This window comes from Alloiococcus otitis ATCC 51267 (assembly GCF_000315445.1).
Taxonomy (GTDB): domain Bacteria; phylum Bacillota; class Bacilli; order Lactobacillales; family Carnobacteriaceae_A; genus Alloiococcus; species Alloiococcus otitis.
Genome location: NZ_JH992960.1, coordinates 79,966 through 95,758 on the forward strand (window position 1 = coordinate 79,966; position 15,793 = coordinate 95,758).

Annotated in this window: 12 protein-coding genes; 10 read left to right on the top strand and 2 right to left on the bottom strand. The window is 42.7% G+C overall.

The genetic code is table 11. The features are described from left to right. Positions 1-367: 367 nt before the first annotated feature. The 4 genes from HMPREF9698_RS06390 (at position 368) to tsaE (ending at position 5,138) form a co-directional block, all read left to right on the top strand. Positions 368-1,588: a dicarboxylate/amino acid:cation symporter gene (locus HMPREF9698_RS06390; protein ID WP_003778480.1), complete on the top strand. Its 1,221-nt coding sequence runs from the start codon at positions 368-370 to the stop codon at positions 1,586-1,588. 476 nt (positions 1,589-2,064) lie between these two features. Then, on the top strand, positions 2,065-3,288 hold the full coding sequence (locus HMPREF9698_RS06395; RefSeq protein WP_003778481.1) for a dicarboxylate/amino acid:cation symporter: 1,224 nt from the start codon (positions 2,065-2,067) through the stop codon (positions 3,286-3,288). 132 nt (positions 3,289-3,420) lie between these two features. Beyond that, positions 3,421-4,656 carry a serine hydroxymethyltransferase gene (gene glyA, locus HMPREF9698_RS06400; protein WP_003778483.1) on the top strand — a complete coding sequence of 412 codons (1,236 nt, stop codon included), beginning with the start codon at positions 3,421-3,423 and terminating at the stop codon, positions 4,654-4,656. 14 nt (positions 4,657-4,670) lie between these two features. Further along, positions 4,671-5,138: a tRNA (adenosine(37)-N6)-threonylcarbamoyltransferase complex ATPase subunit type 1 TsaE gene (gene tsaE, locus HMPREF9698_RS06405; RefSeq protein WP_003778486.1), complete on the top strand. Its 468-nt coding sequence runs from the start codon at positions 4,671-4,673 to the stop codon at positions 5,136-5,138. 72 nt (positions 5,139-5,210) lie between these two features. On the opposite strand, the gene HMPREF9698_RS06410 is transcribed toward tsaE, so the two are convergent. Beyond that, the gene (locus HMPREF9698_RS06410; RefSeq protein ID WP_003778489.1) at positions 5,211-7,841 is read right to left on the bottom strand and encodes a cation-translocating P-type ATPase; all 2,631 of its coding nucleotides are present in this window, start codon (positions 7,839-7,841) and stop codon (positions 5,211-5,213) included. 386 nt (positions 7,842-8,227) lie between these two features. Between HMPREF9698_RS06410 and murB the strand changes: the two genes are divergently transcribed. The 4 genes from murB (at position 8,228) to HMPREF9698_RS06430 (ending at position 10,981) form a co-directional block, all read left to right on the top strand. Then, the gene (murB, locus tag HMPREF9698_RS06415; protein WP_003778490.1) at positions 8,228-9,145 is read left to right on the top strand and encodes a UDP-N-acetylmuramate dehydrogenase; all 918 of its coding nucleotides are present in this window, start codon (positions 8,228-8,230) and stop codon (positions 9,143-9,145) included. Between the two features lie 19 nt (positions 9,146-9,164). Beyond that, positions 9,165-9,839, top strand: coding sequence for a ribose-5-phosphate isomerase RpiA (gene rpiA / locus HMPREF9698_RS06420; protein WP_003778492.1), 675 nt, complete (start codon positions 9,165-9,167; stop codon positions 9,837-9,839). 145 nt (positions 9,840-9,984) lie between these two features. After that, complete coding sequence (locus HMPREF9698_RS06425; RefSeq protein WP_003778494.1) at positions 9,985-10,665, top strand: AzlC family ABC transporter permease; 681 nt, start codon at positions 9,985-9,987, stop codon at positions 10,663-10,665. Beyond that, on the top strand, positions 10,658-10,981 hold the full coding sequence (locus HMPREF9698_RS06430) for an AzlD domain-containing protein (protein WP_003778496.1): 324 nt from the start codon (positions 10,658-10,660) through the stop codon (positions 10,979-10,981). Before HMPREF9698_RS06425 ends, HMPREF9698_RS06430 begins: the two co-directional genes overlap by 8 nt. A 500-nt stretch (positions 10,982-11,481) precedes the next feature. Here the strand turns inward: HMPREF9698_RS06430 and HMPREF9698_RS06435 are convergent, their stop codons facing one another. Continuing rightward, positions 11,482-13,056 carry an ABC transporter ATP-binding protein gene (locus HMPREF9698_RS06435; RefSeq protein WP_003778498.1) on the bottom strand — a complete coding sequence of 525 codons (1,575 nt, stop codon included), beginning with the start codon at positions 13,054-13,056 and terminating at the stop codon, positions 11,482-11,484. A 175-nt stretch (positions 13,057-13,231) separates the two neighbouring features. On the opposite strand from HMPREF9698_RS06435, the gene HMPREF9698_RS06440 reads away from it, so the two are divergent. Together HMPREF9698_RS06440 and abc-f are read left to right on the top strand one after the other, a co-directional pair. Then, positions 13,232-14,083, top strand: a complete 852-nt coding sequence (locus HMPREF9698_RS06440; protein WP_003778500.1) for an Rgg family transcriptional regulator — start codon at positions 13,232-13,234, stop codon at positions 14,081-14,083. 182 nt (positions 14,084-14,265) lie between these two features. Further along, positions 14,266-15,735, top strand: coding sequence for a ribosomal protection-like ABC-F family protein (gene abc-f / locus HMPREF9698_RS06445; RefSeq protein WP_003778502.1), 1,470 nt, complete (start codon positions 14,266-14,268; stop codon positions 15,733-15,735). Positions 15,736-15,793 lie beyond the last annotated feature (58 nt).

Below are 15,793 nucleotides of genomic sequence, written 5' to 3' on the forward strand. Positions count from 1 at the left end.
AGAGTCAGTCAATATTTGCACTTTATTCATTTTTAAATGCGCAGTAATAACACCCCTTCACTTGCCTTACGAGCTTTCGTGACTTAAATCGATTGTCAGACTAGTTTTATGAGCTATGTCCATAATTTAAATCTAGCTGAAAGTAAGGAAGGACCAATAAGGATATTATTGTAAATATAATAGTTGAACTTAAAAAGAATTGTATTTCTTGAATGTTAGGTGATAAATTGCATGAATGATTATAAATATTTTATATAAAAAGGTCTATTGCTTACAGGGTTATTGGCTATTAATTAATAATATAGTATAATAACGATTTGTATAGAAGCATTGTATTATATTATTAAAAAATAGAGGAGGTTTCCTTGTGAGTAAGGAAAACAAAGAGAAGAAACTTGGACTCTTGCCGCAATTAATCGCTGCGATTGCCTTGGGGGCTTTGGTAGGTCAGATGTCTTTTATTCCGGACTTTATCTTACAAATACCGGTGACTTTTTCAGACCTGTTTGGGAACATTCTGAATTTTTTTATCCCCTTGATGATCGTTGGCTTTATTGTGAAAGGGATTGCCGACTTGTCAGAAGGGGTAGGTCGCCTACTTGGGGCGACTGCAGGTATTTCCTACTTGTCTACCTTAATTGCAGGATTGGTTGCCTACCTCATAGCCAGTTGGGTTTTTCCCTTATTTATCCAACCAGGCCAGGCAACAGTTGAAGTCACAGGTCAAGGCTTAGATCCCATTTTTATGGTGGAGATTCCGCCTATGTTTGAGGTGACCTCGGCCATTGTCTTTTCCTTTATGTTTGGCATTACCATTTCATGGTTAAGAAGCAAAAAAAATTCCTATGGCATGTATAACTTTTTTGATGAATTTAACCAGTCGGTCAGTCTTATCCTTGATAAATTTATTGTTCCATTTCTCCCCTTATTTATCTTTGGCAATTTTGTTAACTTGTCCTACACAGGAACTTTTGGGGCAATCTTTTCAGTCTTTTGGCGGGTCTTTCTCATCATTATCACCCTTCATTGGGTCTTCATTATTCTTTGGTTTATTATTGCGGGAACCTATGCTGGTAAGAAGCCCATGGATTTAATCAAGAACCAATTAACCGGTTATATTGCAGCTGTTGGTCTCCAATCTTCTGCTGCCGCTATTCCTATCAACTTGGAAATTGCTCAAAAGAATGGGGTTTCCAAGGAAATTCGTGATTTTGTCATTCCCTTTTGTTCAACAGCCCACTTGATGGGGAGTATGATTTCCATCACTTCCAGTGTAATGGCCGTTCTGATGCTAAATGATATGGCCAATGACTTTACTATCATGGCTCCTTTCATCATCACCTTAGGTATTGTTATGGTAGCAGCCCCTGGAGCCCCAGGGGGAGCCATTATATCGGCCTTGCCCTTCCTGACCATGGTAGGGATTGACCCTTCTGGTAGTCTGGCTTCCCTTCTGGTTTCCCTTCATATGGCCCAGGACAGCTTTGGTACAGCGACAAATATTTCAGGGGACAATGCAATCGCGGTTTTAATTGATAAATGGTTTAACAAAAATACCAACAGTAACCAAGCTAGCCAAGGTAAGTAAAAATTTTATCTGGCAGCTTTCACACTAGACGAAGCTTTTGCTATATTGGTGCAGATCAGGCAGTTCTAATCCATCCTCAGCCAAGTCAGGAATTGGTCAATCGCCTTCTAAAACAAGGCTAGAAAGAGATCTTAAGATCAAAGACTTATGTATAGATAAATATTAAAAGGGCTAAGGGTACTGTCCCTTAGCTCTTTTCTTACTGACTGTGCATGTGACCCAAATAAAACTAGACAAGAGAAGTTCCTGATAATATAATAGAATAAATCTAAAGGATAACTCATTTATTGGTCATTAAAATGGCCTTGCATTCCCGGTTGGATCATGCTATTTTATAAGCAGAATATAAGAAAGCGTTTTCTTTAATAGTGATTTCACAAGAAAAAAGGAGGGTTCAAGTATGATTTATCTTGTCTTGCCGACTTAAACAGTTGTATACTTAGTCCAATCTTTTTGAAAACTGAGGAGGTTTCCTAATGAGTCAGGAAAAAAAGAAGAAAAAATTTGGGCTCCTGCCCCAGTTGATTGTAGCTATTATCCTTGGTGCCCTGGTCGGTCAAATGACATTTATCCCAGAGATTATCTTGCAAATCCCGGTAACCTTTTCCGATTTGTTCGGGAATATTTTAAGCTTTTTTATCCCCTTAATGATTGTTGGTTTTATTGTTAAAGGGATAGCCGACCTGTCCGAAGGGGCTGGCCGGCTTTTAGGGGCTACTGCTGGTATTGCTTACCTGTCCACTTTAATAGCCGGGACGGTCGCCTATTTAGTTGCGAATTTTGTTTTCCCTTTATTTATTGAAGTAGGCACCTTTGTAGGTGAAGCAGAAGGGGAGGGCTTGGCTCCGATTTTTACGGTCGAAATTCCAGCCATGTTTGAAGTGACTTCTGCTATCGTCTTTGCCTTTATGTTCGGGATCACTATTTCCTGGTTGCGAACTAACAAAGAGTCCTATGCCATGTACAATTTTTTCGATGAATTTAACCAATCCGTTATCTTTGTCCTGGAAAGATTTATCGTCCCCCTCTTGCCTTTCTTTATCTTCGGGAACTTTATCAACCTATCTTACGCTGGAACTTTTGGCACTATCTTGTCTGTTTTTTGGCGGGTCTTCTTGGTCATACTTATCCTGCACTGGGTCTTTATCATCCTCTGGTTTGTCTTGGCCGGGTCCTATGCTGGCAAGAACCCATGGACTTTAATCAAAAACCAATTATCCGGCTATATTGCGGCTGTTGGACTCCAATCATCAGCGGCTACTATCCCTATTAACTTAGAAATCGCAAGAAAAAACGGTGTCTCACAAAAAATTCGTGACTTTGTTGTCCCCTTCTGTGCGACCGCCCACCTGATGGGGAGTATGATTACCATTACCTCCTGTGTCATGGCTGTTCTCATGATGAACGACATGCCTTCTAATTATGGCATCATCGGGCCTTTTATCATCACCTTAGGGATTGCCATGGTTGCGGCACCAGGAGCTCCAGGCGGGGCCATCATGGCAGCCTTACCTTTCTTGGGGATGGTGGGGATCGACCCGTCTGGTGCCCTGGCTTCTTTACTGGTCTCCCTCTATATTGCCCAGGATAGCTTTGGAACAGCCACCAATATTTCAGGCGACAACGCCATTGCCGTTCTGATTGACAAGTGGTTTAACAAAAATATAGGCGGAGGCGACATAAACCAAGCCAGTGATTAAAGCCTAAAGAACATTGGCCAAACTTGTGTAAAAGCTTGGATTTTGATCCAAAACTTGAAACGAATAGAAAAAACTCAGCCAGACGATAAGATTTAACCCTAGTGGTGTGGTAAGATAGAGGAGGAAACAGGAATGACCAAGCAATATTTTGACAAAGAAATTTTTGCAACAATTGAGAAGGAGAGGCAAAGACAAGAAGACAATATTGAATTGATTGCTTCTGAAAACTTTGTCTCTGAAGAAGTTTTACAGGCTCAAGGGTCTATTTTGACCAACAAGTACGCAGAAGGCTACCCTGGCAAACGCTATTATGGGGGCTGTGAATTTGTCGATGTCATCGAGCAGTTGGCCATAGACCGGGTCAAAGACTTGTTCGAAGCTGATTATGCCAATGTCCAACCCCACTCCGGGTCCCAGGCCAATAACGCCGTCTTCCAAGCCCTGCTCCAGCCTGGGGACACTTACTTGGGTATGGACTTGAGCCACGGGGGGCACTTAACCCACGGGTCTCCGGTTAACTTTTCTGGCATTTTGTATCATGCTGTCCACTACGGAGTTAACAAGGAAACAGAACTAATTGACTACGACCAAGTCCGCCAACTCGCCATAGACCACCAGCCAAAGATGATCATTGCTGGCTACTCGGCCTATCCAAGGGAGTTGGACTTTAAGAAGTTTAGAGACATTGCTGACGAGGTTGGTGCCTATCTGATGGTGGATATGGCCCACTTTGCTGGTTTAGTCGCAGCAGGCGTCTATCCTGACCCTGTTCCTTATGCGGATGTCATCACCTCTACTACCCACAAGACCTTGCGGGGACCTCGGGGAGGCTTAATCCTAGCCAAGGCAAAATATGCTAAAAAATTAAACTCGGCTATTTTTCCCGGTAGCCAGGGCGGTCCCTTGGAACACGTGATTGCTGGGAAGGCAGTGGCCTTTTTAGAAGCTGCCCAGCCTGCCTTTAAAGACTATGCTAAGCAGATTAAAAAGAATGCCAAAGCTATGGCAGAGGTTTTTGCCCAATCAGACAAGGCCCGACTGATCTCGAATGGAACGGACAACCACTTGCTCCTCCTTGATGTAACAGGTTTTGGCCTTACCGGTAAAGAGGCCGAGAAGCTTTTAGACCAGGCCAAAATTACCGTTAATAAAAACACCATTCCTTTTGAAACCCGGTCACCACAAGTGACGTCTGGTATCCGCTTAGGGACACCGGCTGTGACCACTCGGGGCTTCAAAGAAGAAGATTGCCAGCAAGTTGCCCGTTTGATTATCCAAGCATTGGAATCAAATGACCAAGAAGAGGTCCTCGACCAAGTTCGTCAAGGTGTAGCCAACTTAACCAAGGCTATCCCACTATACAAATAAGAAAGAATGAGTTGATGAAAGAAATACAAGTAAAAGACCAAGAAGGATCCTATAAACTAGCCCAGACCCTAGCCCAATATGTCAAGCCGGGGATGGTCTTCTTACTAGAAGGGGACTTGGGGGCCGGCAAGACAACTTTTACCAAGGGCTTGGCCCAGGCCCTCCACATTGACCGGATGATTAAAAGTCCCACCTACACGATTATCCGAGAATACCAAGGTGGCGATCTCCCTCTCTACCATATGGACCTCTACCGGCTGGACTTGGACATGGCCCTAGACCTAGGTTTGGAAGAATATTTTGACGGCCCTGGTCTTTGTGTGGTGGAGTGGCCTTCCCAGGCAATGGAGGCCATGCCCAGAAAACACCTTAAAATTACTATTAAGGATTACTTTGACCAAGCCGGCCACCGGACTTTTTACTTGCAAGCTGAGGGAGAAGCCTACCAAGCCCTCCTAGACCAGGTTCATTTAGACGAATAGACCAGCAGAAAAGAGCTAAGGGAAGACCTTAGCTCTTTTGCTGTTTCTGCTCAATGGGGTGATAGTTTTGACTTAGTGGTTAAAGATTAATTTTTTCACTTCCATGATGATGGTGGTAGCTAGGGCTAGGCCGGAAGCGATCCCCCAGTGGACTAGGCCAAAGGAGTCGGGAATGCTGAAGAGGTCCCGGGCAATAGGAAGGAGGGTCAAACCGTACAAGGCCATGCAGACGAGGAAGGCAAGGAGGATGTATTTGTTGGAAGTGAAGCCCAATTCAGCAATGGTCAGGTTTTTAGACCGGGCTGGGAAAACCTGGAGACTTCTGGATAAGATGAGGGTTGTGAAGGCCATGGCCACGCTGATTTCAACGCTGTAGGATAAACCAATATACTGGGACAGGATAACGGCCAGGGCTATGGTAATCCCCCTAAAGAGGATATTTTCCAGGGTTCCACCAGCAAAGAGACCTTCATTGGGGTCTCTTGGGTCCTCCTGCATCAGTTGGGCTTCAATCGGCTCCGCACCGAGGGCAATAGCAGGGAGGGCGTCGTTGACCAGGTTAATAAAGAGAAGCTGGATGGTGGTAAATGGGGCCACCCAATTTAAGATCAAGGCCACGATAATAGCCAAGACAGCCCCAAGGTTTCCGGAGAAGAGGTAGGAAATCGATTTTTTAATATTACTGTAGACATTCCGGCCAACTTCAACCGCATTGATAATGGAGACGAAGTTGTCATCGGTCAAGATCATGGCAGCAGCATCTTTTGCGACATCCGTTCCTGACCCCATGGCCACACCGATGTCAGCTTGTTTAAGGGCAGGGGCATCGTTAACCCCGTCCCCAGTCATAGCCGTAACCTTGTCTTTGGCTTGCCAAGCATCGACAATCCGGATTTTGTTTTCAGGAGTGACCCGGGCATAGACTGAAATGGATTCCAACTTCTCTTCCAATTCTCGGTCGGACATGTCATCTAACTCACTACCAGTGACAGCCAAATCACCTTCACGGAAGATTTCCAAGTCCTGGGCAATGGCCTGGGCGGTTGTCTTGTGGTCTCCGGTGATCATAATTGGCCGGATGCCGGCATTTTTGGCAGTTTGGATAGCATCGTAAACCTCTTGTCGGGGTGGGTCGATCATAGCCATCAAACCCACCAGGATAAGGTCATTTTCATCATCTAGGTCTAAGTTATCGGAAGGGTGGTCTTTATAGGCAAAGGCCAAGACTCGTTTGGCTTCTTCAGCAAAGTCTTCATTAGCCTGGATAAAGGCTTCTTTATCTTCTTGGCTAAGGTCTTGGACCTGGCCGTCTTTAAGAATGCGGTTGGCCCGGTCGAAAACGACATCAGGTCCCCCCTTGGTTAGCATCATTTGGTCTCCGTCAATTTCATGGAGGGAGGACATCAACTTCCGGTCAGAGTCAAAGGGGAGCTCGGCGATTCGAGGATAGCGGTCGCGGAGGTCTTGATAGTCTAAGTCTAAATCTTGGGCCAAGAGAATAAAGGCTGCTTCAGTTGGATCACCTGCTAGAGTCCCTTCCTGGTTGACATAGGAATCATTTGCCAAGATGGCGATTTTATAGAGGAGGTCTTCTGCCGGGGACCATTTGTCTGGATCCTCATCTTGGAAGATTTGGTCTTGGTCAGGTAGGAAGCCATCCACTACCGTCATCTTGTTTTGGGTCAAGGTCCCGGTCTTGTCTGAGCAGATAATAGAGGTTGATCCCAGTGTTTCCACTGCTGGTAGGCGGCGGATGATGGCATGTCTTTTAGCCATTTTGTTGGTCCCTGTGGAGAGAACAATAGTAATGATGGACTGGAGAGCTTCAGGAATCGCAGCAACAGCTACTGCCACAGCGAACATAAAGGCATTGACTAAGGAAAGGGTAAGGTTGGAAGTCCCCATGGTCAAAATTCGGTAACTTGAAAGGGCAAATATAAAGAGAGAAAGGATTAAGATGCCCCAGCCCAACTTCACAGAAAATTTCCCAACCTGGACCTGGAGAGGGGTTTCCTTGGTCTTGGCTGACTGGATCAAAGAGGCAATTTTACCCATTTCCGACTGGTTACCGGTTTCGGTTACTAAAAATTTTCCTCGACCATTGGTGACCAGGGTGCCACTGTAGACCATGTTAATTCGGTCAGCTAGGGGTGTTTTCTCTTCTACTTGGCCGACTTCCTTACTGGCAGGGACTGATTCTCCGGTTAAGGCTCCTTCGTCCACCTGCAGACTTTTAGCTTCTAGCAAGAGGCCGTCTGCTGGGACCTGATCGCCAACTTCCAAATGAACCAGATCACCGGGGACAACTTGGTCTGCTTCAACTTCAACTTGCTGGTCATTGCGGTAAACTACTGCTGTGGGAGAAGACAGGTTGCGGAGGGACTCTAGGGATTCAGCTGCTTTTTTCTCCTGAACCACTGTAATAATGGCACTGAGGATAACAATGGCTAGGACAACTAGGGATTCAAAAATCTCACCCAAGAAAATTTGGACCAGGGCCACGAGCAAGAGGATGATCACCATGGGGTCTTTGAAATTTTCTAGGAACATTTTAAGGGTGGACTTTTGCTCCTGGTCTTGGATTTGGTTGGGGCCGTATCGGTCGAGCCGGTCCTGGACTTGGTTGTCAGATAAGCCCTCTAAGCTAGCATCCAAATGGCTTAAAGCCTCATCTTGCTTCATAGCGTAATATGGTTTGGTCATAGTTGATCCTTTCTCCTTTAAAAGAGCACAGACAGGATTAAAAAAAGACGCATGCAAAAGCTAGGACTTTTACATACGTCTCACTATTTAATCCAGTACCAGAAACAAAAAAGCCATCGTTTCGGTTGGTGGCACTGGAACAGAAATCTGTCAGTTACTCCCGTATTGATTTATAATACTAAAGTAATTATAGCGACTGGATGGACTGAAAACAAGTCTTTTAAATTATTTTTTTATTAAAAAGATAAAAGTAAAATCTCCCTAAGGCAAGAAAATCTTTTTCGATATCTTCTTTTATTCGTGATAGAATGATCGTATCATATTTTAGACTTTATTAGTAGTTGAAAGCAAAAGATTTATGTATCATAAAGTAAAGGATTAGTAAAATGTTATTTGATCGTATCGTAGAAGCCTTTCCCGAAAGCAACATCAAAAAAGATGAACCCTTGTCCTATTACTCTTACACTCGAACAGGTGGCCCGGCTGACATTTTGATTTTCCCAGAATCCATCGATGAAATTGTGACGATTATCAAGTGGATCAACCAAAGTCCGGAATACCAAGCTGGCGATCTCCCCCTCACTATCTTAGGCAATGCTAGCAACCTGATCGTAAAAGATGGTGGGATAAGAGGGATTACCATCATTACCACCGGCATTAAAACCATTTGTCACGAAGAGAACCGGATCACTGCGGGCGCTGGAGCAGCTATTATCGATGTTAGCCAGGCTGCCTTGGACCATAGCTTAACTGGCTTGGAATTCGCTTGTGGCATACCGGGTAGTACAGGCGGGGCTGTTTACATGAACGCTGGGGCTTACGGTGGGGAAGTCCAGCATTGTGTTGAAAGTGTCCAAGTCTTGACCCGGCATGGCCAGTTGAAGACCTATAGTAATGCGGAAATGAACTTCTCCTACCGCCACAGTTATTTGATGGAAGAAGACGATATAGTAGTCTCCGTGACCTTTAAATTGGAGTCGGGCGACTACATCACTATCAAGGAAAAGATGGATGAATTAACCTACCTTAGAGAATCCAAACAACCGCTGGAATACCCCTCTTGTGGGTCAGTCTTTAAAAGACCTGAAGGCCACTTTACGGGGAAATTAATCCAGGATGCTGGCCTTCAAGGATTGGTCCATGGTGGAGCCCAGGTATCCGAAAAACATGCCGGTTTTATCATTAATATAGGCAATGCTACCGCCAGCGACTACCAAGAGTTGATCCAACATATCCAAGAAGAAGTCTACCGGATTTACAAGGTTAAGCTGGAACGTGAAGTTCGCATTATAGGGGAGGATTAGTTAGAAAGGGGCAGGCGTCATGACAGACTTAAAGAAAGCAGTTGGCTATCAGGCGGCCGAATACGTTGAAGATGGTATGGTGGTTGGTCTTGGCACAGGCTCGACAGTAGCCTACCTACTCGAGGGTTTGGGCAAGCGGCTGAAGGCAGAAAACTTGTCCATAACAGCTGTCACAACTTCCAACCGGACCAAGGACAAGGCGAGGAGCTTGGGCATTCCCACCCTTCCCCTGGACCAGGTTGAGCGAATTGATTTGACCATTGACGGAGCTGATGAGGTGGACCCCCAATTTAACGGGATCAAGGGGGGAGGCGGGGCCCACCTTTACGAAAAAATTGTGGCCCAGCATTCCAAACAAAATATCTGGATTGTCGATGAATCCAAGTTGGTGGACCAGCTAGGGGCCTTCCCATTACCTGTTGAGGTGGTCAAATTTGGTAGCCAGCACCTATTTGACCAATTGGTGGCAGACCAGCTCAAGCCTAGCTGGCGTTTAGATGACCAGGGCCAAAAGTACTTAACCGATGACAACAACTACATCATCGACCTCAAGCTTGACTACATTGACCAGGTCCAAGAATTGGCAGCCCAACTCAAATCCTATACTGGTCTGGTGGAGCACGGTCTTTTTATCGGCTTGACCGACCGAGTCCTAGTGGGCCGACCAAGTGGGGTAGAAGTTTTAACCAAGTAGCCAACCTCCCATCAAGCAAGAAAGCCCGTCTTCTAAAGCCGGGCTCCTATCCTCAAGAGCATACTGGGGTTATCAGTATGCTCTTTGATTTTAACCTGGCCACTGCCGGGTTAAACCACTCATTAACGTAGAAGGTGTGATGTAAATGTTTAAAAAAGTTCTCAAGCCGGCCTTTCCGGTCATGGTTTCCTACCTTGTTCTTTCCCTGGTTTGCGGGATTGTCTCCTTTCAGGTTGGCTTTACCCCCCTGCAGATTTTACTTACTTCCGCGGTCTTGTATTCCGGTTCAGGTCAGTTTCTTTTAGCCGGTCTCTACGGGGCTGGAGCTAGCCTGGTGTCTATTATCATTACCCTGGCCTTCTTAGGCCTCCGCTTTGTCCTGATGTCCATGTCTTCCTCCCGCCATGTCCGCCAAAAGACTACTTGGTTCGACTTTTTCTTTAGCATGACCATCTCAGATGAAAGCTTTGGTGTGAACACAGTCATGTTTAGTCAACCTGACTGGACAGCAGACCATGCCTTGGCTTTGAACTTATTGAACTACGGCATTTGGGTTCTAAGATCCGGACTAGGAGCCCTCTTGGTCAGCGTGGTTGACTTGGACACCTCTATTATTAGTTATGGTCTAACGGCCATGTTTATCTGCATGACAGTTGAGCAGTTTGTAGACCGTTACTACTTATATGCTGGCTTGATTTCTGTAGTTTTTACCATTATTGCCCTCGTTATCTTGCAAAACTCCCTGGGCATAGTGGTGGGGGCCTTGCTAGCATCCTTAATCGGCTTTCAATTAAAATGGACCAAGGAGGGACAAGGCCATGAATAATGATTTTCCTATTCTTTTAGCGGCTTTCGCAGCCATCACCCTGTCAACCAAGTTCCTGCCCATGGTCTGGTTGAAAAATAAAAATCTCTCTCCTAAATTCAAGGCTTGGATGAACTTTATCCCGGTAACTATTTTTGCCGCCCTAGTCGCCTCCGATGTTTTCTTTGTAGAAGACCAAGTCTCCTTCCACCTCTTGGAAAACCCCCTCCTTATCCCCTCCCTTATTGTCCTCTTGGTATCAGTGAAGACTAAAAACCTGATTTATGCCATCTTGACTGGGGTGGGCTCTCTCTTTCTCTTCCAAGTTCTTCTTTAAGAAAAGAGGGACTAGCTCTAATAGTTCAGTAAAAATCTTGGTGGGCAATCTTGCTAACGCTAAATATTATAGAACTAAAATGACCTTGGTGAATTTCTCACCAAGGTCAGATTTTGTAGAATCATTACCTTTTGATTCCATTTTTTCATCACCATATAAAATTGTACTCTACTAGCTAATTATTAATTCTAATAAGCCATAAAAGACAACTCCTAAAATTGCTGTCCATAGCCAGCCAATCGAAATCTGTGTAAAATAATTAATTGCAAGGCTAAGTAAGAAAAATGGGACCTTAAACAATATTAACCGCAGCCACCACTGTGGTATATGTTGGCGAATACTATTTTTTTACCATCTTTTTCAAATTCCTTCCCTCCTTTCGGTATTAGATTAATTGAATAATTAAGCGTTTGCAAGTTATATACTTTATTAATCAAAGTAATAATGAATTTTTACCATTAAAAAGTTTCGTAATTGACCCTTGAGTTATTGAAATAATATTAGTCATGTTTCCCCTTACTTCTATGAACAAGCCCAGTGAAGTCGATGATGTCATCGAATAGGTAGTTATATTTACTTGGATGGTCATGGGAAATCACGATGTAATGTTTATCTGTTACTTGACTCACTATTTCCCAGAACTTATAGACATTTTCCCGGTCTAGATTACTAGTCGGTTCGTCAAAGAAGACAAGATTGCGAGTGCTAAGAATACCTCGGAGGAGCAGGACTCTTCGTTTTTCACCACTGGACAGGTCATCGATGGAGGTGGATTTTATAAGATCAGGTCCTAGAAGACTTTTGATGGTAACCATTTCCTGGTCACTTAAGTCTCGTCCAAATGCGATATTAAAGAAGACACTGCCCTTAAACAAGTTATTGGAGGGACCGATATAGGCAATATTATCAATTGCCCCAGCCTTATCTGAAACTTCCTGGTCAATATAAATATCCCCTTGGTATTCCTTCCTATTTTTTAGGAGGATATCCATATAGAGACTTTTCCCAGTTCCACTCGGTCCTTGGATTAAATAATTTTTATCTTTATGGAAGGTTAAATTATCATAACTTAAACAAGTCTTACCAAAGTTAACCGAGATGCCGTCAGATTCAAGCTTGTCTTGGATGGTGTAGCTTTTGTCATTTTTCGAACCAACTTGATTTAAGTCTGCTTCTATTTCCTTGCGAATTTCCTTGGTACTGTTAATATTATTTAAATTTTGTGAAAAGACCAGGATAGGCATACTTAGTTGCTCTACCAAGCCAATCAGAGTTAAAACAGTACCTGCTTGGATTTGACCGTTCAGAACTAGGATAGTCGAAAAGATCAAGATCAGTAAGTGGGAAAAGTAGGATAAAGAAGAATTCAGTATATTGGCATTGATTTTTGTATTCTGGTTTCTTTTATAAGTTAAAACCTCTCCGATAATGGATTGGCTTAAGCGGTTAAAGATGGTCTCCTGTAAATGGAAACTCTTAACTGACCGCATATTGCTAAAGTAATTTTCATAGAGGTCCAGGTTGCGCCCTTTATAAAGTTGGTATTTTCCCTCTGTTACCGAAAGTTTATTCTTGTAAAAGCGGGTGACCAACAAGGGAAGAAATAAGAAGACCAAGAGGCCAAGTCCGATATAAAGGTTAATGTACATCAAAGCAAAGGTAACAAAGACCATTCTAAGTAGCAGGTAGATATTATTAAAAATAGCCCGATAATAATTGACTTCCAGTCGGTCAATCTTATTGGATAGGGTGTTGATCGTAGCTTCTTTTTCAGCAATTAAATGGTCAAAACTATTTTTTTGGAGAAATTGCCTAGACAAACTACTCTTAATATCAATTAAAACATTGGAATAAATGTAGTTATGCATCTTCCATTCCAAGTAGTAAAAGACAAGCTCAAAAATAATAAGGGTCGTCAAAAACAGACCAGTTCCAACTAAACCATTGACATTTCGCTCTATAGCAAATTGGAAGAGGTCGCCCTTGACAAATTGAATATAAGTTGCGATTGAGGTTGAAAAGATTAAGATTAAAACCAATACAAAGACCAAGCTATTTTTTACTTTAAAGACCAATAAAGTTCCTCCTGACTGGGCTAGACTACCATTATTATAGTGGAAAACACCTTTTTATTTTCCTCCTTGTTATGTTTTCTCAAATAATTATATTATTTTGTAAATTAATGGTATAGTATTTATGAGTAAAGTAAAAAAATGTCTAAAATTTTAGACATTATTTACGGAGGAATATATGATATATTATAATATTGAATTAATAAGAATAAAAAAAGGCTTGAAGATTAATGAATTAATCGATGGTATTATGTCAAGGGCAACTTATCACAACTTTAAAACAGGAAAACATGAGATTAGTTACTTAGACTTTTTTAAGCTAGTTAAAAGATTAAATTTAATGCCTGATGAATTAGGAGAAGTGGTTGTTGATGAGACTACGAACATGTTCAAAAAATACATGAATCAGTTGAAAGACTTGTCTGACCAAGGGGAGGTCAATAGCTTATTGGCTTTAAAAAGGGAAATGAACCAAAATAGAAATGGGCTTCCCAATAAAGACCTGCTTGTAGAATTAGTGGATAGCCATATCCACCAGTTACAAGGGCAGACTTTTGATTTAAATCCCGGTTCTTTGGTTTCTCAATACTTGTTTGGAGCTGAGGGGTGGACTCAGTATGAGAAAATCATTTTTAATCTTAGTTTGCCTTTCCTCCGAAGTGAATTGATTGATATCTACTTAGATAGGATTTTATCAACTAAAATGGATGATCAAGATCATAGGCACTACGGTGATGGCCATTTTAGACTGGTTATCCGAGCCTTGATCATTTTTATTGAAGGCAAGGACTATGGAATGATCAAGAAATGGTCGAAGAAGGTTGAAGAAATGCCATTAGATCCTTCATTTGTATTTGAGATAAGCTTAAAAAAGCTATTCCATTTATTGGTGGACTATATTCTAGACCATCATTTGTCTAGCCTTGATAAAAGTAAGCGAATGGTTAAACTATTAGAAGAATTGGATTGTCAGCCCTACGCCGACAACTTGACTAATATAATTACTTTTGTTGAAGACCATTATGCCTAGTTGGGTCCTCATCCTCTCTTTAAAGACGATCTGTAAAACTGATTTCTATTCCTCTATTTAAAATCAGCAGCAAACAACTCGTAAAAAGCTAAAGTTAAAGTCATATGCTGTTTTAAATTCTTCTGGATGTCAGTATCCATTAGGTTTGTAAGTGATGACTCAAAGACAAGGGTGGTTAGACTATGGATAAGTTAGTTTTAGACTTGCATGATATTGAAAAGAGTTTCATGCACCAAGATATTTTAAGTATTGACAGTTTGAAGGTTTATGAAAGTGAACGAATTGGAGTCGTTGGTAGCAATGGGGCGGGCAAGTCCACCCTCTTAAATATAATTGCAGGTAAGCTAAAACCAGACAGTGGCCAGGTCACCCGCAATATAGATTTTGAATATTACGAGCAGATTGAAAGCCTTGACCCAGACTATGAAAGAATTGACCCTGAATACCTTTCTCGCTTGGAGCTTCCGGATTATGAAGCCAGTAATTTTAGTGGGGGTGAAGGGACTCGTTTACGGTTGGCGGAATTTTTCTCGACTTACCACTTTGGTTTGTTGTTAGATGAGCCGACCACCCACTTAGATAGTCAAGGCATTCAATTTTTAATCGACCAATTAAAGTACTATTATGGTACCCTAATTGTGGTCAGCCACGACCGGTATTTTTTAGATGAGGTCGTAGACACTATCTGGGAAGTCAGCGATGGCCGTGTAACCGTCTATCCCGGCAACTACTCAGACTACCGAGACCTGAAGGAAGAAGAATTGATCGAGCAAGAACATAATTATGAAAACTTTATCAAAGAAAAAAGGCGTCTAGAGGAAGCTGCCCAGGAAAAACAAGACCAAGCCCAAAAAATGGAAAATGTGAGCCAAAAGCAAAAGAATAAGGCCATCAAACCCAACCGCTTGGCTTCTTCTAAACAGAAAGATACTGTCCAAGCAGCAGCCTTTAAATCAGCCAAGTCCATGCAAAAAAGGGCTGACCAATTAGAGGAAGTCGAAAAGGTAGAAGAGGACAAGGAAATTAGCTTTCCTGAGGCCAAAAATTTGGCCATCCACAACCGCTTTCCCATTATGGGGGAGAAGGTAACTATCCAAGTTGGTGAAAAAGTCTTATTTAAGGAAGCAGACTTTCAACTGCCCCTAGGGAAGTGCATTGGGATTGCAGGGCCAAATGGTTCCGGTAAGTCTACCTTGTTGGACTATATTGTAAAAGATGGGCCGGGAATTACCCTGTCTAGTAAAATTGTTTTTTCTATTTATAACCAGCACGATTACCAGTTAAAAGACAAAAAAACCATGTTGGAATTCCTAGAAGAGGATTCCTATATCGATGAGGCCTTAATCCGAACCATTTTGAATAATCTGGGTTTTGACCAAACTGAAATCACCAAGAAATTGGTCTGCAATTTAAGTGGTGGGGAAAGAACCCGGTTAGTGATTGCCAAATTATTTACCGACCCAAGCAATGTCTTGGTACTGGACGAACCAACCAATTTTATTGACCTGGCCACTATTGAGGCCCTTGAGTCACTCATTGCTAGCTACCAGGGGACAGTCTTAGTAACCTCCCATGATAAATACTTCCTAGAAAAGGTAGCTGACCAAATTTGGCAGGTCCAAGACCAAAAATTGAAGTTAGTTAAATATTAAGTCAATTACGCTAGTTAAGGCAAAACAGCCATGACCCGGTTTCGAACTCGGTCATGGC